24 protein-coding genes and 2 pseudogenes are annotated in these 26394 nt (G+C 53.0%); 16 read left to right on the forward strand and 10 right to left on the reverse strand.

All coding sequences use genetic code 11. From position 1 onward, the window contains the following. Window positions 1-365 precede the first annotated feature (365 nt). The 7 genes from HMPREF2625_RS00710 (at window position 366) to HMPREF2625_RS00740 (ending at window position 8251) form a co-directional block, all read left to right on the forward strand. Window positions 366-899: a DUF4870 domain-containing protein gene (locus HMPREF2625_RS00710; protein ID WP_246825864.1), complete on the forward strand. Its 534-nt coding sequence runs from the start codon at window positions 366-368 to the stop codon at window positions 897-899. Window positions 900-1023: 124 nt separating this feature from the next. Beyond that, on the forward strand, window positions 1024-1569 hold the full coding sequence (locus HMPREF2625_RS00715; RefSeq protein WP_070520548.1) for a DUF4870 domain-containing protein: 546 nt from the start codon (window positions 1024-1026) through the stop codon (window positions 1567-1569). Window positions 1570-1625: 56 nt separating this feature from the next. Then, a complete protein-coding gene (locus HMPREF2625_RS00720) occupies window positions 1626-2114 on the forward strand; it encodes a DUF4870 domain-containing protein (protein WP_070520551.1) in 489 nt (162 codons plus the stop codon). Window positions 2115-2405: 291 nt separating this feature from the next. Beyond that, on the forward strand, window positions 2406-3692 hold the full coding sequence (locus tag HMPREF2625_RS00725; protein WP_070520553.1) for an adenylosuccinate synthase: 1287 nt from the start codon (window positions 2406-2408) through the stop codon (window positions 3690-3692). A gap of 111 nt (window positions 3693-3803) precedes the next feature. Then, the gene (locus HMPREF2625_RS00730; protein WP_070520556.1) at window positions 3804-4298 is read left to right on the forward strand and encodes a DUF2087 domain-containing protein; all 495 of its coding nucleotides are present in this window, start codon (window positions 3804-3806) and stop codon (window positions 4296-4298) included. Window positions 4299-4405: 107 nt separating this feature from the next. After that, complete coding sequence (locus tag HMPREF2625_RS00735) at window positions 4406-5440, forward strand: magnesium and cobalt transport protein CorA (protein ID WP_070449981.1); 1035 nt, start codon at window positions 4406-4408, stop codon at window positions 5438-5440. Window positions 5441-5701: 261 nt separating this feature from the next. Beyond that, window positions 5702-8251, forward strand: coding sequence for an HtaA domain-containing protein (locus HMPREF2625_RS00740; protein WP_070520559.1), 2550 nt, complete (start codon window positions 5702-5704; stop codon window positions 8249-8251). A gap of 70 nt (window positions 8252-8321) precedes the next feature. Here HMPREF2625_RS00740 and HMPREF2625_RS00745 read toward each other — a convergent pair whose 3' ends face one another. After that, window positions 8322-8984 carry a hypothetical protein gene (locus tag HMPREF2625_RS00745; protein ID WP_070520562.1) on the reverse strand — a complete coding sequence of 221 codons (663 nt, stop codon included), beginning with the start codon at window positions 8982-8984 and terminating at the stop codon, window positions 8322-8324. A gap of 227 nt (window positions 8985-9211) precedes the next feature. Here HMPREF2625_RS00745 and HMPREF2625_RS10650 point away from each other — a divergent pair, with 227 nt between their 5' ends. The 6 genes from HMPREF2625_RS10650 (at window position 9212) to HMPREF2625_RS00770 (ending at window position 14389) form a co-directional block, all read left to right on the forward strand. Beyond that, window positions 9212-9388 carry a hypothetical protein gene (locus HMPREF2625_RS10650; protein WP_246825863.1) on the forward strand — a complete coding sequence of 59 codons (177 nt, stop codon included), beginning with the start codon at window positions 9212-9214 and terminating at the stop codon, window positions 9386-9388. 195 nt (window positions 9389-9583) lie between these two features. After that, window positions 9584-10420 (forward strand): YwqG family protein, encoded by an 837-nt coding sequence (locus HMPREF2625_RS00750; RefSeq protein ID WP_070520565.1) that lies wholly within the window; start codon window positions 9584-9586, stop codon window positions 10418-10420. A gap of 232 nt (window positions 10421-10652) precedes the next feature. Continuing rightward, window positions 10653-11543, forward strand: coding sequence for a YwqG family protein (locus tag HMPREF2625_RS00755; RefSeq protein ID WP_070520568.1), 891 nt, complete (start codon window positions 10653-10655; stop codon window positions 11541-11543). 189 nt (window positions 11544-11732) lie between these two features. Next, the gene (locus tag HMPREF2625_RS00760) at window positions 11733-13211 is read left to right on the forward strand and encodes an O-acetylhomoserine aminocarboxypropyltransferase/cysteine synthase family protein (protein ID WP_070520571.1); all 1479 of its coding nucleotides are present in this window, start codon (window positions 11733-11735) and stop codon (window positions 13209-13211) included. Next, window positions 13211-13714: a CoA-binding protein gene (locus tag HMPREF2625_RS00765; protein WP_004006480.1), complete on the forward strand. Its 504-nt coding sequence runs from the start codon at window positions 13211-13213 to the stop codon at window positions 13712-13714. The genes HMPREF2625_RS00760 and HMPREF2625_RS00765 overlap by 1 nt, the downstream gene beginning before the upstream one ends. A gap of 243 nt (window positions 13715-13957) precedes the next feature. Beyond that, window positions 13958-14389, forward strand: a complete 432-nt coding sequence (locus tag HMPREF2625_RS00770) for an SRPBCC domain-containing protein (RefSeq protein WP_246826564.1) — start codon at window positions 13958-13960, stop codon at window positions 14387-14389. 264 nt (window positions 14390-14653) lie between these two features. On the opposite strand, the gene HMPREF2625_RS00775 is transcribed toward HMPREF2625_RS00770, so the two are convergent. Further along, window positions 14654-15454, reverse strand: coding sequence for a trimeric intracellular cation channel family protein (locus tag HMPREF2625_RS00775; RefSeq protein WP_070520577.1), 801 nt, complete (start codon window positions 15452-15454; stop codon window positions 14654-14656). Window positions 15455-15641: 187 nt separating this feature from the next. Here HMPREF2625_RS00775 and HMPREF2625_RS00780 point away from each other — a divergent pair, with 187 nt between their 5' ends. After that, on the forward strand, window positions 15642-16259 hold the full coding sequence (locus HMPREF2625_RS00780) for an L-alanine-DL-glutamate epimerase (protein ID WP_070520580.1): 618 nt from the start codon (window positions 15642-15644) through the stop codon (window positions 16257-16259). 269 nt (window positions 16260-16528) lie between these two features. Next, entirely contained in the window at window positions 16529-17734 is a 1206-nt protein-coding gene (locus tag HMPREF2625_RS00785; protein WP_246826565.1) for a multidrug effflux MFS transporter, read from the forward strand. Window positions 17735-18016: 282 nt separating this feature from the next. Here the strand turns inward: HMPREF2625_RS00785 and HMPREF2625_RS11155 are convergent. From HMPREF2625_RS11155 to HMPREF2625_RS00810, 6 genes and pseudogenes are all read right to left on the reverse strand, one after another. Further along, window positions 18017-19339 (reverse strand): annotated as a pseudogene (locus HMPREF2625_RS11155) (ISL3 family transposase). 159 nt (window positions 19340-19498) lie between these two features. Further along, a complete protein-coding gene (gene merA, locus HMPREF2625_RS00795; RefSeq protein WP_001031935.1) occupies window positions 19499-21139 on the reverse strand; it encodes a mercury(II) reductase in 1641 nt (546 codons plus the stop codon). Window positions 21140-21167: 28 nt separating this feature from the next. Further along, window positions 21168-21257 (reverse strand): annotated as a pseudogene (locus HMPREF2625_RS10655) (Hg(II)-responsive transcriptional regulator); the annotation flags it as partial. Window positions 21258-21801: 544 nt separating this feature from the next. Next, window positions 21802-22245: a GNAT family N-acetyltransferase gene (locus HMPREF2625_RS00800; protein WP_070520583.1), complete on the reverse strand. Its 444-nt coding sequence runs from the start codon at window positions 22243-22245 to the stop codon at window positions 21802-21804. A gap of 132 nt (window positions 22246-22377) precedes the next feature. Beyond that, window positions 22378-22908 (reverse strand): alkylhydroperoxidase, AhpD family, encoded by a 531-nt coding sequence (locus HMPREF2625_RS00805; RefSeq protein WP_013398369.1) that lies wholly within the window; start codon window positions 22906-22908, stop codon window positions 22378-22380. Then, window positions 22908-23489: a peroxiredoxin gene (locus tag HMPREF2625_RS00810; protein ID WP_004006488.1), complete on the reverse strand. Its 582-nt coding sequence runs from the start codon at window positions 23487-23489 to the stop codon at window positions 22908-22910. Before HMPREF2625_RS00810 ends, HMPREF2625_RS00805 begins: the two co-directional genes overlap by 1 nt. A 244-nt stretch (window positions 23490-23733) precedes the next feature. Here HMPREF2625_RS00810 and HMPREF2625_RS00815 point away from each other — a divergent pair, with 244 nt between their 5' ends. Beyond that, the gene (locus HMPREF2625_RS00815; RefSeq protein ID WP_048752315.1) at window positions 23734-24318 is read left to right on the forward strand and encodes a GNAT family N-acetyltransferase; all 585 of its coding nucleotides are present in this window, start codon (window positions 23734-23736) and stop codon (window positions 24316-24318) included. A 117-nt stretch (window positions 24319-24435) separates the two neighbouring features. On the opposite strand, the gene HMPREF2625_RS00820 is transcribed toward HMPREF2625_RS00815, so the two are convergent. Next, on the reverse strand, window positions 24436-25773 hold the full coding sequence (locus tag HMPREF2625_RS00820; protein WP_070520587.1) for a glycosyltransferase 87 family protein: 1338 nt from the start codon (window positions 25771-25773) through the stop codon (window positions 24436-24438). Between the two features lie 185 nt (window positions 25774-25958). Then, a complete protein-coding gene (locus HMPREF2625_RS00825; protein ID WP_246826566.1) occupies window positions 25959-26384 on the reverse strand; it encodes an acylphosphatase in 426 nt (141 codons plus the stop codon). Window positions 26385-26394: the final 10 nt, after the last annotated feature.

Below are 26394 nucleotides of genomic sequence, written 5' to 3' on the forward strand. Positions count from 1 at the left end.
TGATATGCGAGCGCATCGCGTTTTAAAAAACAACGATGTGTCTTGCACTATCAATTCTAAGAAGTTTTACTCTAAAGTTTTATCAAGGACACCAAAAATATTTATAAAATTTATACATAAATGTAAATTCTTTACTTCTATAGTTTATATATTCCCTCAAAACATCCAGTATTCGTGCCACAAAAATCTACCGTATAAATATGGTGCGCGCTATGATAAAAAGACCAAAAACACCGAATAAAAACCTTGTCGAAGCTGAGTTGCTCGTATCGTCGAGCACGGTAAGGATGCTGTGCCCGGCTCACATGGAAGTCTGCATCAGACCCGACGGGGTGGGGCAGCAGCCTCAAGAATGGAATATTGTCATGAGTCAGCCAAATTTTGATCCCAACCACAACCCTTATCAGCAGAACCCGCAACCTAACCAGGGACAGTACCAACAGCCGTACCCACCAGGGCAGCCTATATATGTGACTCAACAAACCAACGATGTCAGCACGGTTGCCATGTGGGGGCATCTTTCCGGGCTTTTAGGTGGGTTTATTATTCCGCTCGTTATCTGGGCTATCTACAAAGATAAACCCGGGTACGAACTGGCACGCCGTGCCGCCGCGCGGGCCTTCAATTTTGGGCTGACGGGATACCTGATTGTTCTTATCACCCTGCTGAGCGGGTTTGTCTATATTTTTACGATGGTCGTACCCGGTATGGCGTCGACTAACGATCCGAGCACCGCTGTTTCCAGTGCCATGGGGATGTTCGCACCCATAACCCTCATGGTTCTGATAAGCTGCGTTGTTCAGGTTTTGATGATTATTTTCCAGATTGTCGCCGCGGTTAAATCAAATTCCGGTGAAGACTATAAGTACCCTCTGCCCACCTTGCCTATCCTGCGATAGTACCGAGACGGCGGGTGCATCGGGCAGGGTTTTACCTCAATCCTTACCGAAGACAGAGCCGAGGTAAAACTCGTACACGAGACCACGAAACACAAAGACGACAACACACAGAACGGGTGAAAACATGAGCCAGTCAAACTTTGACCCCAACCAGCAGAATCCGCAGCCTAACCAGGGCCAGCAGCCATACCCGCCGGGATACAACCCACAGCAGCCGAGCCAGGACTATCCACAACCGGGTTACGGGCAGCCGGTCTACGTGATACAGCAGCCCACCGACGTTAACAACATGGCGATGCTCGCGCATCTTTCCGGGATTGCAGGATTCTTAATTCCGTTGATCTTCTGGGCGGTTTACAAAGACAAGCCCGGCTATGAGCGGGTACGCAATGCTGCCGCACGAGCCTTCAACCTGGGTGTGACCTTAGTTATCATTATCTTTAGTTCATTCCTGCTGCTGGTTCTGCTGATGGTAATATCCCTCATCCTAGGGGCGCAAAGCCAATCCGGCGAACCATTTATGCTGTTCTTTGCGATGTTTCCCATACTGTGGCTTCTGATCGCAGGCTTGGGCGTTACCGCTGTCGTGTTCCACATTATCGGGGCGGTTAAAGCAAATTCTGGTGAGGACTACAAATATCCTCTCCCCACGATTCCCATGTTGCGTTAAGGTAGGCGGCATATACTGTAAAACACAGCCCAACACGCTGCATTGAGGAGGTTCTTATGACCTACGACCCTAACTATAACAACGGACAGCCGAACTACCAGAATCAGCCCGGTTATAACCAACAGTCGGGTTCGGGGTACAGCCCGCAACGGCCAGAATATAACCACCAAGGTATTACCCCGGACGCAAAAAACATGGCGATATTCGCGCACCTCTCATCGCTTCTCGCCATGCTGCTGTCGCTGAACACGCTGAGCTTCATAGCCCCGCTCATCTTCTGGCTCATCTACAAAGACAAGCCCGGCTACGAATTCACCAAAGAATCATCGCGCCGCGCCTTCAATTTCAACTTCTCCATGTGGGTTATTAACACCGCCGCATTCCTCCTGATGGTTATCACCCTCTTCATCATGTCTCCGATATGGTTTTTGGTGGTATCAGTCACCGGCATACTCATGATTATCTTCCACATCTTAGGCGCTATCGCCGCTAATCGCGGTGAAATGTACGACTACCCCATGACCTTCATCAAGATTCTCAAATAAGAAGGTTCATGCGGTACCTGGGGTATATACCCGGGCATAATTCATGGATGCGCGCTCGCGGCAGGTTGCCCCGGGCGCGCATCCTGTATGTTGGCCTTCCAAAGCGGCTTTTACCGCCGAATCACGGGGTTTACGCCGCAGAGACTCACGGAAAAGATGTGTTGCAATCGCTAAATAATAGATGCACCTTCACAGGGTCGCGTTATGATTAACAAATGTGTGCCTAAGAGGGTTTGAAGAACCCGCGCACGGCCGCCGAAACGGCGGGGAGTACATCCTAGAGGAGCAAGAATGTCAGCTGTTGTGATCGTGGGCGCCCAGTGGGGCGATGAAGGTAAAGGTAAGGCAACCGACCTGCTCGGACCCCGCGCGGACTACGTGGTCAAGCCGAACGGCGGCAACAACGCTGGACATACCGTGGTGGTGAACGGCCAAAAATTTGAGCTTAAGCTGCTGCCCGCCGGCATTCTGAGCGAGAACGCAACCCCCGTGATCGGCAACGGCGTGGTGGTGAACCCGGAGGCACTTTTCTCTGAGATTGAGGGTTTGCAGGCGCGCGGCGCCGACACCTCTAAACTCAAAATCTCGGCAAATGCTCACCTAGTGGCGCCATATCACCAGACGATGGATAAGGTCACCGAACGTTTCTTGGGGAAGCGCGCAATCGGCACGACCGGGCGCGGTATTGGGCCTGCCTACATGGATAAGGTAGGGCGCTTAGGTATTCGCGTGCAGGATATTTTGGATGAGTCGATTCTGTGGCAGAAGGTTGAAGGCGCGCTGCGGCAGAAAAACCAGCTGCTCGTGAAGGTGTACAACCGCCGCCATGTTGAGGTAGACGAAATCGTGGACTATTTCATGTCTTACGCCGAGCGGCTCAAACCCATGATCGTTGATACTACTCAGCTGCTCAATAAGGCGCTGGATGAGGGTAAAACCCTGCTCATGGAGGGCGGCCAGGCGACCTTCCTCGACGTCGATCACGGCACCTACCCGTTCGTGACCTCCTCAAACCCGACCGCCGGGGGTGCCTGCGTGGGATCAGGTGTTGGCCCCACCCGAATTTCCCGCGTGATTGGTATTCAGAAGGCATACACTACCCGCGTGGGTGCTGGCCCGTTCCCCACCGAGCTCTTCGATAAGATGGGTGATTTTCTGCGTACAACCGGCGGCGAGTTCGGCGTGAACACGGGGCGTCCACGCCGATGCGGCTGGTACGATGCTGTGCTTGCGCGCCAGGCGGTGCGCATCAACGGGTTTACCGACCTGTTTATCACCAAGCTGGATGTACTTACCGGTCTTGAGAAGATCCCCGTATGCGTGGCGTATGAGGTGGACGGTGTGCGCTTTGATGAAATACCGATGACGCAAACCGATTTTCACCACGCGAAGCCGATTTACGAGTACTTCGACGGCTGGAACGAGAGCATTTCGGATGCGAAAACCCTGGACGAGCTGCCCGAGAATGCCCGCAAATATGTGCATAAGCTTGAAGAACTTTCTGGCTGCCGCATCTCGGCGATCGGCGTAGGCCCCGACCGCGACCAAACCATTGTGGTCCGCGATTTGATGGATTAGGCTCTTTCCCGCTACCTCCCAAAAAAGGCTCTTTATTCCAATAAAGCGGCGTTTTTAATGCTTTATTGGAATAAAGAGCCTTTTTACGTTGTAGGAATGATGCAGAATTAAATGATGGATAATGTGCAAAACATTTTGCCGGTGATAGCTGCACTGGCGAATGGTGAATCCCGAGAAATGTATGCCAAGGTTATCGTGCAGGATGTGCCGAAAACGCCTAACTATCGTGATCGTAAACTGTTGGCGCGTCTTGAAGCAGTCAGGCTCATTGAGAAGTCAGAGGATGGGCTTTGGCAGGTTACCGAGGTATTCTCCGACTACTTGAGTCTTTTGAAATCCGCGAAAAACCAGGTAACAGATGATGTTGAGCGGTTTTTAGTCAAGGGACGAGTGCATACCTGGCCCTCACGTGCGCAGGATAAGAATGCTCTTTTGCGTTGGATTCTTCAAAAGAGTATTCCTGCCTCCGAGCAGTTTTCGGAGCGTGAGGTGAACGAGCGCATCAGGCGGTACACGGATGACCCTGCCTTGGTGCGTCGCTACGGCGTGGATCACGGAATACTTGAACGGGACCCCGCAACTCAGATCTACCGGCGCATTCGATAAATCCCCTGCATAAAAAGAGCCTTTATTTGAATAAAGCGGCGAAAAATACTCTTTATTCGAATAAAGGCTCTTTTTAGCACCTGGGGGCCTACCCCTACACTTAACCTATGTCGTATGTAACCGGTGCTATTTATCCGCAGCAGGACCGCATTCGTATGGGGGTTACCCAGTCCGAGGCGCTTGATGCTTACCGTGAGGGCGGCGCAAGCGTGGCGCTCGGCTACATGACCCCGAACGCGCGGGAGCTGCGCGAGCTTCAGCAAACCTTTAACCTGCACGAACTTGCGCTCGAAGACGCCTCGCACGGGCATCAGCGCGCCAAACTTGAAAGCTACGAAGGTTCCCTGTTTGCGGTGGTACGCCCCGCCATCTACCTGGATGCCGAAGAAGAGGTGCGTCTAGGCGAGATGCACATGTTCTTGGGGCGTGACTACCTGTTGAGTATCGTGAACGACCAGATACATCCGCAGCAGGCAGTGTACGAACGCTTCAACCTGATCTACGCCACTCCGGACGGCTCGCCCATACGCCTGCTGCACCGCATCATCGACCAGACGGTAGACGGTTACATGCCGGTGCTCGAAGGGCTCGAAAACGACGGCGATGAAATTGAGAATGCGCTCTTCCAAGAAACCGGCGCTGGCGACCGCACACTGTCACGCCGCACCTACGAACTGCTCAACCAGGTTGCCGATTTTCAGCGTGCCTGCAAACCGCTCGATATGATGCTCGCGCGCATCATGCAGCAGATTCGTGACGGCGTACTTGACGTCAGCCCCTATACGGGCGCTACCGCAACCGAAATCGCGCAGGAGAAGGATGAGCTGCAACGGCAGTTCCGCAATATTCAGGATCACGTGGTGCAGGTTAAGGAGCGCCTGGAGGATCTACGCACATCCCTGCAGAACACGCTTACGGTGCACGATACGATTGTGGCGCAGCAGCAAAACGAAGATATGAAACGTATTTCGGCGGGTGCCGCAATCCTGGTGGTGCCCACGATCATTGGGTCTATCTACGGTATGAACTTTGAGGATATGCCCGAGCTGAAGTGGACCTACGGATACCCGGCATCGCTCGTGCTCATGGTGGTGGCGTGTGTGGTGGTGTATCTCTTCTTTAAAAAGCGCGGCTGGTTCTAGCCGTAATATTAAGCATTTTAGAAGAGTATATTAAAAATATTCTCACGGTATTTAGTATTAGAAATATCGAATAAAATCTAGAGTTTTCGGTGGTCTGCATGTTGTCGTTAGCGCTCTATTGCAGCGAAGTGAGGGCATTGTAGTGTATGAACACTTTGTAGCGACAACTCGTCACAGAGTGGCGTTAAGCTCTTTTGTATTAAGGGTAGGATGTTGCTACATTAAGGGTGTCCTAACTCAATAGATCAACGAGGATTACACATGTCTTTCACGTTTGCATCACGCCAGCGCACCCTCAGACGCATCTGCGCACTCACTCTCGCAGGCGCCATGCTCTTGCCCGCAACTCCGCTTTTGGCTGTGAACGCTCACGCCGATTCCGGTGTAGCGGTAGCCGCCGAACAGAACCAGAGCACCGGAAATATCACCTGGGGTATCAAAACCTCATTCCGCAATTACATCGGCGAACCGTACAAGGTCAGCGAAGGTGCAAGCTACAACGCCACCGACCTGTTCACCTTCCCCAACCAAGAAGCCAAAGTTTCCGAGGACGGTAACCAAGTTTCACTTCAGGGATCCGGCAAAGTTCAATATATCTCGCACTGCGCCGACCGCAATAAACCCGAAGAATGCTCGCTGAACCTAACGCTCTCAAACCCGCGCATCGAGATGGATGCGGCACAGGGCACCGGCACGCTCTACATGGTTGTACGCACCAAAAATTACACCTCCGGGCAGTGGGAAGGACCCCACGAAATCCCGATGGCGAAGCTCTCGCTCAAAACCGCTCAGCAGAGTGAAAAAGACGGCGTTGTCACCTGGAGCAATGTTGCGGCTAATCTCACCGCCGAAGGTAATCACGCATTCTCGAACTTCTACGAAGACGGCGTGGGGCTGGACGCTCTCACCTTCTCGTATTCCGGTACTCAGGCGAAAGATGCCCAAAACAGCGGCTATAAACTGGGTGAGAGCCTGAACTCGGGTACCGATATTAATAATCCGCAAAATACCGTGCGCGCGGGCTCTTATCTTTTCTACGCGGCAGGTAAAAGCTTCGGCGGCGGGGCGGATGCACGCTACGCGGTCATCGACCCAAAGACTTTGCAGCAGACAGAGTCTGCAACCCTGCCGATGGGTTCCAGCGCGCACTTTGCCGCCAACCCCGCCACCGGCGATATCGTGTTTGTGAACGCGAATACTCGCGCCTTGGAACGCTACCGGGTAGATGAATCCGGCAAGCTTGTATCTCAGGGTACTTTCGCGGGTGTCACCTTCAGCGAATCCGAAAATATTCTGGCGCTCGGTTACAACGAAGCGACCAACAGCTGGGCTGTGCTCACCGCCGATAGCAGCGGGCAGGCGCGGTACGTCAACGTCGCCTCCGATGGCACGGTGAAAGCGCAAACCGTCAAATCTCCGCTGGACTTTGACCCCTCGGTGGCACACGCCGATGACCTGAGCGAATATTATGGCGACGTTTTCACCGGAAGCACCCGCACGCTTGCGCCGCTGCCCGACGGCTCGTTCCTATACAGCCCCAATAAATCTGTGTACAACGAAGAGGGCAATAAGATTCAGAACGGTCAGCTGCTTCACCTGAGCGCTCAGGGTATTTCGGTGGTTGAGCAAACCCAGCCCAAGGATGCGGAAGAGGCAGCCAGCCTCAACGGCCTGCTCACCACCCCGGACGGATACGTCTACCGGTGGAATAACTACGCCGCAAGCGCCAGTGCCGTGCAGGTTCTCAAGTACGATGGTTCTTCCTTCACAACGGTGCGCGAAAGCTCCACAGCGCCGCACGGTATGGGGGCGATCGCCTCTTTCTTCACCGCTGGCGACAAGATTGTGGCGGTCGATTCCGCAAACGGCCGCCTGGTCTGGATGTCAAAGACCCTTGAATTTGATCACGATGTGCCGCTCTCTGACTTGCGTTCGACCGATAAGAGCGGGTCGTACAACGCGCTTGAGCTGCCGAATGGGGATATTATCTTCCCCACGATGGTTGAGAAGAATGACGGTCTGGAATCTAACCTGTGGCTCAACCGTCTGGTGAATACAGCTAAGACACCGGAACCCGAACAGCCGAAACCTGCTGATCCGACCACGGAACCCACCCCTGAGCCTACCAAACCCGCTGACCCTGCTCCAACCCCTGAACCGAGTAAATCAGCTGACCCGGCCCCGACGGTCCCCGCACCGGAACCGTCGAAGCCTACCGAGCCAGAGCCCAGTAAGCCTGCCGAACCTGAGCCGAGTAAACCGGCAGAGCCCGCTCAGTCGTTCTCGGATGTGCACGAAGGCGATATGTTCTACCGCGAGATTACCTGGCTCGCCGGGCAGAACATCACAACCGGCTGGGTCGATGGCACGTTCCGCCCGCACGAAAGCATCGAACGTGAGGCTATTGCGGCGTTCTTCTATCGTATGTCCGGATCGCCCGAGGTACAGCTGCCGAAGGATTCCCCCTTTACCGACGTGAAGGAAGGCGACCCCTTCTACAAGGAAATCATCTGGTTCCAGCAGCAAGGTATTACAACCGGCTGGCCCGATAAGACTTTCCGTCCTCACGACCCCGTCAGCCGCGAGGCTATGGCCGCATTCTTCTACCGTTACTCTGGGAAACCACCGGTTGAAGTGCAGAATGCGCCTTTCAAGGATGTTCCCGAACAGAACATGTTCTACCGTGAAATTGCCTGGCTGCATGACAGCAAGATTACGACCGGCTGGGATGACGGAACTTTCCGTCCCCACGAGAGCATCAGTCGTGAGGCTATGGCGGCGTTCCTGTACCGTTACGCACACCGTGGCTAATCCGTAACCGTGCGGCTCCCCGCGCACCGCATCGTTCGGTGGGTGGGGAGCTTTGCTCTGTCCGAAAACCCTAAGCGGTCATGCCATAATCTTCGCGAATGCGGCGGCGCACATCCCGGCGTTCCCGCTTGAATTTGGTGCAGGCGTCTTTGGGGTTTTCGCATTCCCACAGGTCCCATTCACTCACATCAAGCCCCATCATGGCGACTTCCAGCAGGCCCAGCATATTGAGGAACTGCGCGGTATTAATCCTAAAATCACCGGAACCCGGGCGGCTCTCGGTGGCGAAAGCATACCCTTCCAAGGGCAGCACCCGCGGCGCCCAATGCTTATACCAGGCATCGCCGTAACGGGGGCTGCAATACATATGCGTCAGCGCCAGTTTGGTGCCCTGAATCCGCTCGAAACGAAGACCAATCTCAAGCTGATCGTGCGGGAAAACCATTAGGATAGCGTTCTGCGCCGCCCGGCGTAATTCGCGAAGATTTTGCTGAAATCCGGCCTCGCCATAACGATGCTGAGCGAGCATCCGGGTGCAGGAATTTGACGCTGGGGCAACCTGCAGACAAACACGCTCGGCAATGAGCTGTTCTAAATCGCGGCGAATGGCCTCTATATTGAAGGTTTCGTGGTGTACGAGCGTTCCCGTGGACATGAGGAACTGATGATCGGCGCTAACAATATCCTCGGCGGTTGCAACGATGCGGGATGCGCTCAGGGGGTGCTGTGCCATAGGTGCTGATCCTCTCGATGGGGTGCCGCCCCGTGAAAGTGCGGGGTATTTTTCTGATACCTCGACGGTACCTGGGCACCCTGACACTTTAACCGTGCCGAGCCGCCAAGAGAGGTTTTATACAGCATATATTCCAGATAGGGAATGTAGAATATATACTCTGACAAGTTTATATACCGTTTTTGGAATATAGCTATGTGGGTTGATAAAGAGATGGAAAAACCCACATGTATTTATGGGTGCAGGGCGGCGACGAATCCAAGCTCACCTCTGAGACGCTGTGGGAAAGCCTGAAGGCGGTCAAGGAGAAGCACGCTCATAAGGTAGATTCCGATATGTTCTACCTGAACGCGGGCATTACCGCGGCCCTGGGCGTGATCGAGGAAATCGACAAAAATATCTAGTATGCGCATCACAACGACAGCACCCTTGCCCGGAATTCTCCAGGGATTCCGGGCAAGGGTGCGGTCGTACTGGTTCACAGTGTGTAGTATGCGGATGCGTTCGTTTTTCACCCCACAACGATATTCAAGGCATACTATAAAAAAGTGTGTTCTCATGGTTAATACATGCCATTAACCACGCCTTGGAGGATGTCCATGAGCACTCTAGAAGAAAAAGCGCAGCATGTTGCCGATGCGCTCAATAAAGACCACGTCAAGCAGGCGGTACGCATCACGGCAACTGCCTCTAAGACCCCGCTGCCAAAGACCGCCTCAAAATTTGGGGGCATTCCTTATGTACCTATGGGTGCTTCGGCGCCGACAAACTCCAGTGGTCAGCCCTTGGGGATGATCGCGCAGATTAACTGTGCAGAGCTGCCGCCGAATGATATCTATCCAAAAACTGGCATGGTGCAATTCTGGATAGACCCGAAGGACGAGGCGTGGGGGTTCGATGCCGCGAAGCCTGCATCTCAGGAGAACTGGCGGGTTATCTATTACAAGAACGTGGGCAGGCCAGACCCGAACACGATTCTTCCTGCCGTGGATCCCAAGGACAACTGGCCCGTTGAACCCACACAGACCGAGTTTGCGCTTTCGTTCGAGGTGATCGAGCAGGGTATTACCGGCGCCGCCAACTACTACTATGAAGATTTCGCGCGCGTGTGGAATAAGATGTACCCCGAAGCGCAGCTTGAAAGCTACCAGGAGGCGCAGGGTGCCGCCCTCACAATTGAGGAAAACGACGAATTCTCGAAGATCGGCGGATACCCCTACTTTGTGCAGAGCGACCCCCGGTTCTTCAACGAGGCTCTGCAGGGGCATACCGTGAACCTGCTGACCATTGTTTCTGAGGTGGACTGGGCAGAACCCCATGACGGTTCACCTAAGCTCATGTGGTGCGGCGGAGGCGCGGCAAACTGGCTGATAACGCCCGAACAGCTGGCGGCGGGCGACTTCTCGAACGTGATCTTTGAGTGGTCGAGCAGCTAACCGGCTCGCTCGATAATTCTTATACAGGGGGTTGTGGTGTACTCAAGCTACTTGATACACCACCAACCCCCTGAATTTTTGGGGCGCCTAGAGTCATGCTCCGAGTCATGCAGCGTGTGGCCTCCCAAAAAATACACCGTTGAATAAGCGCACGAGTGACGAAGTTTTGAGCACGGCACCGCAAAATGTGTTCTGATGGTTGTAGCACTGAACCAACCACCCGGAGGAACACATGAATACCACCGAGCAGAATGCAGCTAAAAACACCGAAGCGCAGGTGCGTCGAGTCCTCGACGTTATGAATCAGGGAAAACTCAAGCAGGCTATCAGGATTACGGCAACCCCATCGCAGCAGCCGCTGCCGAAGACCGCCTCTAAGTTCGGGGGAGTGCCGTACCTGCCTGTGGGAGAATCCGCGCCGACGAACGCATCCGGTCAGCCCCTAGGCATGATCGCGCAGATTAACTGTGCGCAGCTGCCGCAAAATAATATTTACCCGAAGAGCGGTATGCTTCAATTTTGGATTGACCCTCACGACACCGTGTGGGGGTATGACTATAACAAGCCTGCGGTTCAAGAGAACTGGCGGGTGATCTACTACGAGAGCGTGGGTGAGCCGAATCCGGATGCGCCGCTGCCGGTGATCGACTGGGACACGATCGGTTGGCCTATCGAACCGGAGAGCGTGGAATTTGCGCTCTCGTTCAGCCTAGTCGAGCAGGGAGTTACCGGTACTGCGCACTACTACTATCCCGATTTTGCACGAGTGTGGGACGAGCTGTATCCCGAGGATAAATTGCCCACGGGAGACGACGAGCGGGCGAGGATTCAGCGGACGGACGCCGTTGAGGAGCTTACTCTCCCGTATGAGGAGAGTGATGAGTACTCTCGGATTGGCGGTTACCCCTACTTTATTCAGAATGACCCGCGGGATTTCGACGAGAACCTGCAGGGGCACACGGTGAACCTGCTGACCATTGTTTCTGAGGCGGACTGGGAATCGGAGGAAGAGACCCCGGAACTTCTCTGGGGTGATGCGGGTTCCGCAAACTGGCTGATAACGCCCGAGCAACTGGCGGCGGGTGACTTCTCAAACGTGATCTTTGAGTGGTCGAGTTGCTAACCAAGAAATATATACGCTGGTGACACAATTGCTTGCATGTTCTAATTCCCCGTCATAATCCGACACAAACGACATAATGCTACGCGCACTTGGCGCATCCGGGGACCGTGGCACAGTATAGGGTTGAGTACCTCTGTTCCTCGACCTTGGCGCATCATTCGGCTGCGCTAAGCCAACCAGGAGTCATGCATGGCTGAACATACTTTCGGATTCCGCACCCGCGCACTGCACGCGGGCGGCACCCCGGACGCTGAACACGGCGCCCGCGCGGTCCCTATCTACCAGACCACCTCATTCGTTTTCAAAGACACCGACGATGCCGCCAACCTCTTCTCCCTGCAGAAATACGGCAACGTCTACTCGCGCCTATCGAACCCGACCGTTGCCGCGCTGGAAGAGCGCATCGCATCCCTAGAGGGCGGTATCGGGGCGGTGGCGACCGCATCCGGCATGGCCGCCGAGTTCATCACCTTCGCCGCGCTCTGCCAGGCGGGCGACCATATTGTGGCATCTTCCCAGCTGTACGGTGGAACAGTCACCCAGCTGGATGTCTCCCTGCGCCGGTTCGGCATCGAAACCACTTTCGTGGAAGGCACCGACCCTGCGGATTACAAGGCGGCGCTGACCGAGAACACCAAGGCAATCTACACGGAGGTTGTCGCCAACCCCTCCGGCGAGATCGCAGACCTTGAAGGGCTCGCCGCTGTAGCCCATGAGGCGGGAATCCCCCTCGTCGTAGACGCTACCATCTCAACCCCGTACCTGATTCGCCCACTGGAACACGGGGCCGACATCGTGATTCACTCCGCCACCAAATTCCTGGGCGGGCACGGAACCACCCTCGGCGGCGTGGTTGTTGAGAGCGGACGGTTCAATTGGGCGAACGGCAACTTCCCGCTCATGACCGAGCCGGTGCCTTCGTACAATAACGTCTCGTGGTGGGGAAACTTCGGCGAATACGGGTTCCTCACAAAACTGCGCTCCGAGCAGCTGCGCGACTTCGGTCCCGCACTCTCACCGCAGTCGGCATTCAACCTGCTTCAGGGTGTCGAAACCCTCCCGCAGCGCATGGATGCGCACCTCGCCAACGCGAAAAAGGTCGTGGATTGGCTGGTTGAGGATGCGCGCATCGCCTACGTAAACTACGCAGGCTTGCCGGGGCATGCGCACCACGAACGCGCGAAAAAACTGTTGCCGCTGGGCGTTGGGTCTGTGTTCTCCTTCGGGGTGAAGGGCACCGATAAGGCGAGCGGCCGCGTGGTTGGCGGCGAGTTCATTAGCGCGCTCGTGCTGGCATCGCATCTGGCGAATATTGGTGACTCGCGCACTCTGGTGCTGCATCCGGGTTCGACCACGCATCAGCAGCTTTCCAGCGAGCAGCTTGCCGCGGCGGGCGTGGGTGAAGACCTGATCCGTATTTCGGTTGGGCTTGAGGATGTTGAAGACATTATCTGGGACCTTGACCAGGCACTCACCCACGCGACTGGCCTGAACCACGCGGGTGAACGTGTGGGCGAATCCAGCGCCGATAAGCTCGTTGCGGCGCAAGAGGCTCTCGCCGCCGAAGAGGCTGACCCGCAGCAGGGCGTCGCCTGCGCACTGCCGAATAGCGCCGCAGCTTCGGGCGCCTCAGAGCCCAAGGATGCACCCGCGAAGGAGGGCAACTAATGACTGAGAAACGTACCTGGGTAGGCCCGAGCGCCCCCGAGCGGCTGAACATTCTGCGCAATACCCGCACTATCGCGATTGTGGGGATGAGCGATAAGATTTCGCGCGCCTCAAACTTTGTGGCAACTTACCTGCTGTCTTCATCGCCGTATACAGTGTATTTTGTGAACCCGATTCTTGCGGCGAAAGGCAAGCCCGTACTGGGGCAGCCGGTGTACGCCTCGCTTCAGGACCTACCAGAAGTGCCCGATCTCGTCGAGATTTTCCGCCGCAATGAAGACCTCCCGGGCGTGGTTCAGGAGGCGGTTGATTTGGGCGCGAAGACCGTGTGGATGCAGCTGGGCTCGTGGAATGAGGAAGCTGCCGCTATCGGTGAGGCAGCTGGGCTGAACGTGGTCATGGATCGATGCGTGAAGATCGAGCACGCGCGCTTCCACGGCGGCCTGCACCTTGCGGGCTTCAATACCGGCGTGATTTCCTCGAAGCGCCAGGTCACGGCGTAGTACTTCGGGTCTGCGGCTGAAAGCTGAGTTCCGGGAGCGTTTTCTTCATTCGGGAGCAGTTAAACTGCTCCCGAATGAAGAAAACGCTCCCGGTTTTTTGATAGTGTGAGCTTCCTGCTCCATAAGAGGCAGCAAAGGTATGTATCTTCCCTCTGTCGTGAATAACCTGATGCCCCCGCAGCTCATCGTATACACTGGAATACATAGTAAAAAGAATGGTTATTGCGTATAGGAGTGTTGATGATGAGCCGCAGTATCCGCGCCGAGATTACTATCCAGGCGGAACCACAGCGTGTTTGGGAAATCCTGACCCGGTTTGAAGAGTATCCCACGTGGAACCCCTTTATTATTCGGGCGCAAGGTGTGCCGCGCACCGGAGAACGCCTTACACTCACAATGAAACCGGGCAAGCGCCCTATGACCTTCCGCCCCACCGTGCTGGAAGCATCCGAAAATCAGAGTCTTGAATGGCTGGGTCGCCTTGGAATCCCGGGAATTTTTGACGGTCAGCACCGCTTTGAACTGAACCCCTTGCCCGGCGGCGGTACTCACCTGATACAGTCCGAAATCTTCAGTGGTCTGCTTGTGCCCCTCATGCCTAAACTTCTTGACAATACTCGAGAAGGTTTTCGCCGTCTGAATGAGGCACTGGCGCATCGAGCCGAAGAAAATTAATCGTCAGAAACACAAAATTATATATTTATATTGTTTCCACCCGAAAATCTAAATCGGGTTAACCACTTGACAGCTTAAAACCCTACCCTTAGGGATAGGTTTACGGGTATGCTAATACGAGTGCCTTGCGACAGGGGGCTTTCGCGGCGGTCGCAGGGTACTTTTGTGGCGGTGGGGTGCTTGGCACACATGAGCATCCCGCCGCCTTTATCGTTTCTTTCCGAACAGCGTTGAGGAACCTCTCAAGGCGGAGTAGCAGACCCGTTACTTACCGCGTTGCTCCCGTTCACGATGCAGCTGATCGCGGTACGCCTGAATCTGGTCCTCTGTAATCACATCCAGCTGATTTGTGAGCGGCGTGCCCGGTGCCCAGCCTTCGTTTTCAAGATGTTCATGGTCGCGGCGGAATACATCCAGCAGACGCGGGCGCTGAACCTTCAGCGTGGTGGGCATCGGCAGTCGCCAGTCGCGCCACCGCGCCACAATACCCAACACCGTGCAGGTGAGCACAGACATAGCGATCGCCACATGAGGGCGTTCCAGCATCCTGAAACAAATTGCCGTTTCGGCGGCGCCCACGAACGCTACCGTGGCGTAAAGCGAGTTCCCGCCGAAGATAGCGGGGATGCGGTTCACCATAATATCGCGGATAACCCCGCCGCCAACCGCCGTTGTCACCCCCAGCGCGATTGCTGGAAGCCAGTGCAGCCCCAGGGTAAGGGATTTGATGGTGCCGGTAGCCGCCCAACAGCCCATGCCCAGAAAGTCTACGACCACAAGGGCGCGGGTGGCCCAGTTCGAGCTCAAATCCAGCACATACGCCAACGCCGCCGAGGTAATAGCGCCCATCCAGTACCAGCCGTCGGTAAGCGCTATTGGAAGCCCCACATTCAGCAGGATGTCACGAATCATGCCGCCGCCCATGCTGCAGACGACCGCCAGTAGCAAGAAGCCCACCATGTCGAACCGCAGGGCGCGCGCCACTGCTCCGCCGAGCAGGCCATTAGCCACTACGGCTGCAATATCTACGATTCGGAACAGCGTCTCGGGCTCGATATTGAACACGGTCGGCCTCCTTTCGACGGCTCAGGAGTAGAGGAGTGCGGCCCGCAGTTTTAGGCGCAACGTCTGCTATCTTACCGCGTGTGCTGCCGCTACGATACCCGCAGGTTTGTGGCGTGCCGCATACGCCAGATCTGTGCGAGACAATGGAGGAAAGTAAACGCAGGTTGAAAGTGCTGAGAGGAACGCAATGGCGGTTTCACGTGAGCAGGTTTTTGAGGTTCTTCAGCGGGTGCATCCGGTGCTAGAGCAGGGCCTGCCTGGATGGTCGGTGCGCCCAAATATTACGGGAACCGGCGCGGTGGGGCTGTATCTTGACGGTCCCGAGCTGCCGCTGATGGGCGTGAATCTGGCGGGTGAGCCCGTGGCACGGCATCTGTGCGGAACGGTTCAGAGTGCCGACCGTGGGCTTCCCGACGAGCTGGGTCAGGTGCGGTATCAGTACATTCTGGGTGTGAGCGTGACCGAGCGTGACGAGGAATATCCCGAATTAACCGACCTGCCCAAGACGGGGGAGCCCAGCTGGGTTAATGCTCTGCGGGTGCTGGATCAGCAGGTTCTCGCTAAACGCCGGGATGAATTTTTCATTAGCCGCGGCGGTTATGTGCCCGGCCGTCGGGCTTTGGGGAAACGCCGTGTGGCGCTGCGGCGCGAGTTCTTCCCCGGCAAACCCTGGCTGGGTCTGGGCACGATTGACTGGTGCGCGGGTGTGCGTTCCACTCCTGTCTACGCCGGTGAGCTGGATGCGCTCGTCGCCGCCGCGGTGCGCCTCGCCTCCACCTGGGATGCGGCGCTCCGGTCGGTCTAAAATTCACCTGACAAGTGGTTTTATGCGTGACGTGCTCACGTTATACATAAGATTCACGAGTTAGGCATATTACCCACAGAGGGCAGTGGGCGAGCCTTCCAGCACCCATAACTTTCACCCACGCGAATAACCCCCCAAAGCGCCCTTAGATCCTCGGGAAGAGGGGAGTAGAATCAAAGAGGTGCCTCTCGCAGGATCTTCTCAACGTTCAGAGGAACCTCTGACAGCAAGCAAACATCACACAGACACAACCAAGAATTCAGGTTTTCGTGACAACGCATTCACAGGGTGCGGTGGAGAATCCGCGCCGCATGCTTTTTCTCTACACAACACTCAGTGCGCTCATGGCCTGCTCGGCTATCTCGACCGACCTTTACCTGCCGGGCCTGCCGAGCATCGAATCGCAGATGGGCGGCAATATCGAGCTGACGATCACGGGATTCCTCATTGGGTTCGCGATCGCGCAGCTGATTTGGGGGCCTGTCAGCGACCGCATCGGGCGTAAAATTCCGCTGATGCTGGGCATGGCGATCTTTGCCGTCGGTTCTGCCGGATGCGCGCTCGCCTCAACCACAACCGAATTGGTACTCTGGCGCCTGGTGCAGGCGGTCGGTGCGTGCGTGGGGCCCATGCTTGCGCGCGCTATCGTGCGTGATATGTACCAGGGCGTGCGTGCGGCACAGGTACTTTCTACTCTTGTGCTTATTATGGCGATTGCGCCGATTGCCGGGCCGCTTCTTGGCGGGTTCCTGGTGGTCTCGGGCGGGTGGCGGCTGACTTTCTGGGCTATTGTGACCATCAGTGCCATTATTCTGCTTTTGGTCTTTTTCCTGCCCGAGAGCCTGCCTGAGAATAAACGTGAAAGCAGTACGGTACTTGCGGCGTTTAGAAGTTATCCGCTTCTGCTGCGCCGCCGCACTTTTATGCGGTACGTGCTGTGCGTGTGTTTCTTTTACGTGGCGATTTACGCTTTTATCACGGCATCGTCGAGCGTGTATATCACGAGGTTCGGGGTTGATCCGCGCTATTACGGTCTGCTTTTCGGCGTGAATATTATCGGGGTGATGGTGCTCAGCAGTTTCAATCGACGATTTGTGCAGCGCTATAGTCTGGATTTTCTGCTGCGTATTTCGACTGCGGTTGCCGGGGCGGCTTCTATACTCGCCGTGATAACTGTTGCTGCGGATGTGGGTGGTCTGTGGGGTGTAGCGGTTCCGGTGTTCCTGGTGTTTAGTATGAACGGCATCGTTGCCGCCTGTACGAACGCCGCCGCCCTAAATTCTGTGGAACCTGCCATCGCCGGTTCCGCTGCGGCACTCTTAGGGTCGTTCCAATATGGAAGCGGTATTATTTCCTCGCTCCTGCTCGCGGTGATTCCGGGGGAGAGGACGATTCTGATGGTCTCTATTATCTGTGCGTTCGTCCTGCTCTCGGCGGTGATGGGCTTCCCGAAAGCACCCGCAGAAAAAGCCTAAGGAACAACCTCAGAGGCAGGAAGCGGCTTAGAATTTATTGTCCTACTCGCATCTGCATCTGAACTTGCGTAGGTAAAACTCTGGGTATAGCCCGGTGCCTCAGGGATTGAGAGTAAGAGGGAGCAGCTGATTCAACTGCCCCCTATTCACTTTAAGTTAAGCTGCCGCTAGCCCCTTAACAAGTAGTTCGCGGGCAACTTCAGAGGTGCTTTGTCCTCGTTGAGATGCTAGGTCTCGGATAGTATTGTTAAGGGGTATTCGGATTTTATGGTGGAAAAGGGCTTATAAATCACCCTTCTCCAAATTCTTAATAAGTGTGGAAAAATCGACACCTAAGTTGTCTGTAATGTCGTGATCATTCACTTCATACCAATTGAAAGTATCGTATAACATAGCTTTATTGAAAGCACTTGAATTAAATCGTGGCTTACGCTTTTTATGGAGCTTCTCATTGAAAAGGATTTTGGCTCGTAAGGCATCAAACGAGTAACCTCTACCCATTCGCTCTACCTGCCTAATAATGCTGTTAATTGACTCCGTATAAGCATTAGTGAGCCTTTTATCAAAGTAGTTGAATATTTCAACATGCCAGTTGTCTACGGCTCTCACGAGGTCTTTATATGCGTCTTTAGAGTTGCTGGACATACAACGGTGTCTCCATTGACTATAACGAAGATGACCTTCATCTGGATCAGGAGTATCCCATATCCAGTAAAACTCTTCTTTGAGTTCATAGGCTTCTTTTAAAGCAGGAAGATTACCTAACCAAGTATCTAAGAGGAATGATTCACGTTCATTTAGATCGTGTTTACGCTTTAGAAGGATAAACCTTTCACGCATAAGGGTACGTCTTTCTTTTTGGCTCATATGGGCTTTCAAAGACTTTCTGACGTTATCTAAGGCTTGATTAGCCATTCTAACTACATGAAACTTATCTACGACAACTTTAGCGTGTGGAAGGATAGTGTTCACTGCGTCTTTGTAGGGCTTCCACATATCCATTGTGACTTACTCAATGTAAGTCCTGTCACTGATTTCTGAAAGACGTTGGATGACTGTTTCCTTGTTACGGTTAGGCTTGATGTCATAAATAGTCCTGCGTTCAATATTAGTCAATACAAGCCGAGGTCTACGGATAATATGTATCTCGTCTATCCCAAGCCACTTAGGAGTTTCAAACTGGTATTCACGTTCTTTGAGTGCCACATAGTCCTTAAAAACGTTCCTAATGGTTTTCTCGTCAACACCAACGCTTTCTGCGACTTCTACAAAGGTCTTAGACATGGATTGCTCTTGAATGGACTTTAAAAGCCTTTTGGTCATACTACGCTTTTCATCTACAGATATTAGGCGTTCCCAGAAGGTAGATCCGCATTCACGACACTTGTATCGTCTACGGTTCAATTGTAAGCCCACTCGCTTTAAACGAATGGGCAAATCCATAATTAGTTGATTTCTTGAACTGTGTTTGTACAACTTGTCAAAACCACATTCAGGACAACGTTCAGGTGGTCCGACTGCTTCAACTTTAAACATCATATCGGTTTCATTTTCTTGTGGCGGTTCTATTGTTTTAATGTCTGGTAGGGATAATAAGTCTGACATATTATTCATCCTTTATTACTCTGCGGTGTTAAGGTATCAATTATAGATTTGATGTCGAAATCATCAGTGTTAAATTATTTTTGTGACCACAAATTCACTTAGAAAATCCCTTAAAGCATTAGCTGGTTCACTTGAATAGGGAGTTGTAAAAAAGTTCCCTTAGCCTGCACAACAAGATAATTTCGAAATATCTTTATCGAACGTAAGTGCAACTAATTTTAGCCCTTCAGCCATTGTTAAATATGGTGCTAGGGTTTCTGTTAAATCTTCTATCGTTAAGCCAAATTTAACAGCTAATGATGCTGCATAGATGACATCTCCTGCATTTTCAGATACAATATGAACCCCTAATACTTTTAGTGTTTCTGCATCTGCTACTAGTTTAAATACACCGGTTGTTTCACGGTTTACAATTGCTCTTGGAACAGCATCTAAAGGTAATACAGATGTCTTCACATCATACCCTTTCTCTTTTGCTTGTTCTTCTGTTAAACCAACCGTTGCAACCGTCGGATTCGTAAACGTAACAGCAGGAACTACCGATAAATCTATTTTTTTGTTTAATCCACCAATAGCATTATCAGTAATAATTCCACCTTCATAGGCTGCTACATATACAAATTGTGGTCCTAAAGTCACATCTCCTGCTGCATAAATCTTTTCATTACTTGTTTGACCAAAATCATTGATCAGGATTTCATTATTTTTTCCAGTTTCAACACCTGCTGCACTTAAATTTAAAGAATCCGTATTTGGTTTTCTTCCAGTGGCAACAAGTAACTGATCTGATTCAATGACTTCTCTACTGCCATTTACTGTTACGTAAACCCTTTTTATCTCTCCACTTTGTTCAACACGCTCAAAAGTTGCCCCTTTGACAAGGTTTATACCCTGTTCAATTAACGCTTTTTCAACTGACTCTGAAATCTCAGGATCATACTCCTTTAAAAGTCGCTCACTTCTTTGCATAAGCGTTATTTCTGAACCTAAATGATGAAATAGTTGTCCAAGCTCCATTCCAATGTATCCTGAACCAATTACAGTTAATCGTTTTGGTATTTTCTTTAACTCAAGAAGTGTTGTACTAGTTAAATAGTCCATTTTTTCAAGTCCTGAAATTTGGGGCAACGAAGGCGATGCACCTGTTGCAATTAAAAAGCGTTTTGCAGATAACTTTGCCCCATTGACCTCAACCGTACTAGCATCAACGAATTTTGCTTCACCTTTAATTAAATCAAAATTATATTCATCAATTAAATCCATATATTTTTGATTCCGAAGTTCGCTCACCAATTTATCCTTTTGCGTGATTAAACTAGCTAAATCCACTTCTCCAGCGGATGTTTGTAAACCTATAAACGGATTGTCTTTTGATAAATGATTGATTTCCCCTGCCCTAAGAAGAGTTTTTGACGGAACACAGCCAATATTCACACAGGTTCCCCCAACCGTTCCACGCTCAATCATTCCAACTTTTGCACCGTATTCTATAGCTTTAATTGCCGAAGAAAAGGCAGCAGCACCAGAACCAATAATAAGAAGGTCATAATTGTCTTCATTAATTAACGCCACGTTTTCTAGTGATGATACTTCTTCAATTTCTCCGGCTTGGTAATTTGCTTCATCAATCGCCTTTATTGCACTTTCAACCTCAATATCATCGGGCAGTTCAAATACTGCTTCACCACGACGATAACTAGACTCAATATTTTTAGCACCTATCTTTTCAAGTGCTGATTCTACGTGTTTTTCACAACCCGTACAAGTCATTCCTGAAATGTTTACCTTAAATTTATTCATAAAAAATCTCCTTTCGTTAATTAATCTCTCATGTTAATGTTTCTATTATTGGACACGAATGTAATTGCTTTTCATCTGGACATCGTTGTTTTAAGTCGTCTAACATAGTTTCATATCTGCAAACTCACTAATGCGATAAATCATCTTATTTCACCCCCTGAATATTATAAACCATGTACCATAGTACACGGTCAAGTAAATTGGACTATTTTATTTTTTTCCCAAAGTATCACTCGTATGTGATTGATACTTTTATATAATACTATTGATTATCCTAACATCCCACCAGAAAATCCGATTTAAACACCAGTTGTTTTTAAACTATTAAGAAAGTAATTCCACTATATATTCCGAAGACCCTTGTTAAGTTCTTCAGGCAGTCGCATATGCAGTACTGGTGAGTGTTGAGATGCTTGTTCTTTCTGCTCTGAGAGCTTGCGGCGGCCGCGAGTCATCTTAACGAGCTCTGTATAATCATCAGTTCCTGTTGCCGCTTTGAGCATTGCCAAAGCAGACTGCCGAGCTTCTTCCCCGGTGAGTAGAGTATTAGGAACGGGGGTAAATTCTCCCCTTTTGGCTGCCTCCGCATTTCTTCAAAATATTTGTCATTGTATGCAGTCATAGGTCTTAGCCCCTTCCAGTTCTGTGGTGTGTGCTAGTTTCTAGAATACATACTTTGCGAGGGTTACGCATCCGTTATCCTGCACCGGGGTGAAGCCGAAGCGCCGATAGAGCTCAATGACGGGTGTGTCCACAATATCTGTAGTGATGAACCTCTGGCGAATGCTCTCCCGGTCAAAATCGGCGAGGATCTTTCCCAGTAGAGCCGAGCCGATACCGTGGTGCTGAGCCTGCGGGTGCACCAGTAGATCCTGGACATACGCAATGGTTTGTCCATCACCTACCGCACGTACCAGACCGATAAGCCGCTCGGCTCCTTCAGTCGTGTTCTCACGCGCCACATAGAGGTACCGCGACCCATCCAGCATAGGAACCAGCCGTTCGGGTGCGCGAGTGTAGGCGCTCCATCCCACCGCATCGTACAGCTCAACGAGCTCTTCGGTGCTCGGCAGGGAATTCTCGGCGTTCAAAATACTGTACTGCATACCCACATTATCCTACGCCCGCGCACTAAAAGGCTCTTCTCCCATTAGCTTGCGTCAAAGACGCCGGTTGGTTCGGGAGAAGAGCCTTTTAGACGAGATGTCTGCGCTGTGAGGCCAACGGGGCCTGTGTGTTTAGCCCAGGGCTTCGGCCAGCTGAATACCCTGTGCCACGCCGCCCATGGTTGCCGCAATGCGGATCAGGTCGTTAACCTGCTCCTTGGAGGCACCCTCCTCGCGGATGGTGTGCTCGTGGGCAGCCACGCAGTGCGAACAACCGTTCACGGCAGAAACTGCGAGCGCCAGCATCTCAAAGTCGAGCTTGTCGATACCGCCGTTTTTACCGATGATCTGCATGCGCAGGTTTGCACGCTGATCGTCGTAGGCGCCGTCGAGGAAGCCGCGGGTGCGGTAGAAGATGTTGTTCATCCCCATGATAGTTGCCGCGCCGAGTGCCGCATCGAAGGCGGTTTCGCTCAGGTGCTCTTTCGCTTCTGCTGCGATCTCAACGATAACGGAATCAACCTTGGTTGCCGCCGCAGTGGCCAGGATTGCGCCCCAGAGCTGCTGCTCGGTGAGCGAGGTGATGCGCGGCAGCGAAGACAGGTTCAGGTTCATGTCCTTCGCGTAGGAAGGCAGCGCGTTACGCAGGTTCTCAATGCTCATTACTTCATCTCCTTGAAGGCGTCGATGGTTTCTGCACCCTTCTTCCAGTTGCAGGCGCACAGTTCGTCGGACTGGAGCGCATCCAGCTGGCGGAGTACTTCGTCGGTGTTGCGGCCGACGGAATCTGCGGTAATGGATACCGACTGGATGGTGTTGTGCGGGTCGATGATGAAGGTTGCGCGGTCTGCCACGCCGTCCTTGTTGAGGACGCCCAGGGCGCTGGTGAGCTCGCGCTTGAGGTCGGATGCCATGACGATGGGCAGATCTACGAGCTCTTCGTGGGAGCGGCGCCATGCGTAGTGGGTGTATTCGTTATCCACGGATACGCCGATAACCTGGCAGTCGCGTGCCTCGAATTCATCGGCGAGCTTGCCGAATGCGGCGATTTCGGTGGGGCAGACGAAGGTGAAGTCCTTGGGCCAGAAGAATACGACGCGCCAGGTGTCTTCGTCCAGACCCTCGGAGGAAACGGTGGTGAAGTAATCTTCGGGCTTGTTTGCCTCAATCTCGGCGAGCTTGCCGGGAACAACGCCGGTCAGCTCGTAGGCGGGGAACTGGTCGCCAATAGTTAGCACAGCCATAGTGTTCTTCTTTCCTGATCTAGGTGGGTACCTCAAGGCTGGTTCGTGTGTGACTTCAGCGGTCTTGAGGCATTCTTCTGTTCTCCTCACAAGAGGAATCCTCCCCATTTTAATATGAGTAATTCATAATAATCAACCGTCCGTCGGTATGTTACAAGTGTTTTGAGACACACAATATGGCGATTGGGGAATTGCAGGCACAGCACGCCTCACAAAACAGCGCAGAAACTGGTAATGTCATGTCATGAGAATTCCGGAACTCATCACCGAAAAATTTACCCTCAGGTCACTGCGCGAATCCGACCTTGACGAACTGGTTCATATCTGCACAGACCCCGAAACCGTGCGATGGACCACCATCCCCCTGAACTATACGCGCGACGATGCGCGAACCTTCCTCAACTTCACCCAGCGTGCCGCAGCAGCCGGGCGTGAACTCACCTGGGCCATTGACTACAGCGGGGTGCTCGCAGGGGTTGTTACCCTGCGCCTGCCCGGAGGCTCCGCAAATGCGCCCGGAACACACGCAGACTTAGGGTTTTATACGGCTCCCCAGATGCGCGGGCGCGGCATCATGACAGATGCGGTACGCACAGTCCTCGGCTTTGGCTTCGATCCGCTCGGGTTTGCCCTAGACACCATCGGATGGACGGCGTTGGCGGGGAATACGGCATCCGAACGGGTGGCGGTGAAGGCCGGATTCACGAATATTATCAATGGGATTAGCACCAGCGCGGCCCGTCCCGACAAGTACGGCAACCGGGTGGCTGTCGCCGTGCGGCAGGCGATGATGACACGCGCCCAATTCGCCGAGATCTGGCGTGATTAAGGTGTTTGCGTGTGCGTCCTGGCTTCTCGCTTTTCCGCCGCTATCACTGCGTAAAAAGGCTCTTGATGTAAATAAAGCGTTGGAAATCCCGCTTTATTCGCATTAAGAGCCTTCTGATTACTGCATATTTTCGGCAGGGCGGCGTAGGAGCACCGCCCACAGCACAACCAACACTACGAGCGCCAATGCCGGAATTGAGGTCACAAACATAACCGGCTGCTCATCCGCCGCCCGCAGAAGCAGGGTATGCGCATCCACCCCCGGATACCTGCCGGTAAACGGGTAAAAATCGACACGCCGCCAGAAGCGCACCACGAGCTTTCCCCAGTCCAGAAGCGTATTAATCAGCATGAGGGAACTCAGGGCATAGCACAGATAACACAGGATGCGCCCCGCACGAGAACGCCACCGCGCCGCTAGCGGCAAGAAATCTACCGCCGCGCACACCATAAAAATCGGCAGAATCACGGCATGATGGAACCAGCTGATTGGTGAGATAAACACCGGCACAAGAACCGCCAACGAGATCTGCGATAGATAGAGGTTGTGCTGCTCCATCTTCCGCAGGGCGTACCCCACCACCGCAATGAGCGCGATTGCCGCGATCCCGTACAGCGCCTTCAGTACGGTACCATCCTGAAAGGTCATGCGCCCTAAAATACCCTGAATCGCCACGCTATTGCTCGATATTGGGTTGCCCACGCGTGACGGATCCCAGATGACGCTGCCCCAATAGGTGAGAGACTGCTGCGGAAGCACAGCAAATCCCGCTGCAATGGTTCCCGCAAACGAAACTCCCAGTGCAATAATGGATTTCCACTCTTTACGCACTAGAAAAAGAATTCCTATGGCGAGCGGAGTAAGTTTAATGCCCGCAGCAATACCAATAAAAACGCCGCGCGGAATCCTGGTACCCGGCCGCAAAAGATCGTACAAAATAAGCGCCAGCAGATACGGATTTATTTGACCGTACAAGAAATTATTGCGCCACGGTGCCGAAAGCAATATAAGCGCAGCACACAAAACAATAAAGGAAAAAGACGAAAGATATTTCTCAAAAAGCAGCCGAGAATTGCGCTTTACCAGATAATCACGCAGAACCTTGGCGCAATAGAAGGCAATGGGCACGAAAAATGCCAGATGAAGACCGATTGCTACCCGAAGGGGCAAGAACGATGCGGGAATAAAGAGGAGAGAGGCAAACGGCGGGTAGGTAAACGCAAGCCACAGGCCGCTGTCGCCGAAAATATATCTAAAGTTTTCTGCCCGCACAGTTTCACGAAGAATATCGAGATCATAGAGCCTGCTGGGGTAATCAAGAAACCAGTTAACGCTTTTACCCCCGGCATAATAGACCAGATAATCATATGCCAGAAATTCGCGCAGGTTATAAACAATAACTCCGGCTAAGAAAAGAATGCAGGCACCGGTTATGCCCCAGCGATAGCGTGTCATCAAAGACCTTCATGAAATACGTGAATGATATGAGTGCGTAAACTATTATTCCACGTTACCGGGTGTTTGGGGCATACTGCGGGGTGCATCGGGAGCACAAAAAAGGCTCTTTATGTGAATAAAGCGTCCAAAACGCCTCTTTATTCACATAAAGAGCCTTTTTAGCAGGGCAGCAGGAGAGTGCGCTACCGGGTACCGAATCCCTTGAACGTGCCCTGCGGTTCGGTGAAAGACGCATCCACAAAGTCCACATGCCCGGCGGTATCGCCAGAATTAAGGGTCTCCAGCAGGCGCTCGCAGGATGCGCGGCTTCCCTGCGCGATCACCTTCACTCGACCGTCATCCAGGTTTTCGGCGTATCCGCTCAATCCCAGCGGCTTGGCGGCCCCGGCACACCACCATCGGAACCCCACACCCTGAACCCTGCCTTGAACGTAGGCGGTAAGCTGCGCCTCGGCGGGCTCTTCCGGGGTTTTGTCGGCGAAGAGATCGAAGAATCCCACGGGAACCTCCTGTGGTTGCTCTAAAAATACCTGGTACTTTAGGATACCGAGCGATGCGGCACCAACGGAATAGCCGCCCCGGAACTCGTCGCGAGATAATACCCGCACGCTGCGGGTA

The sequence above is a fragment of the Rothia sp. HMSC064D08 genome, from assembly GCF_001809525.1.
GTDB lineage: Bacteria > Actinomycetota > Actinomycetes > Actinomycetales > Micrococcaceae > Rothia > Rothia dentocariosa.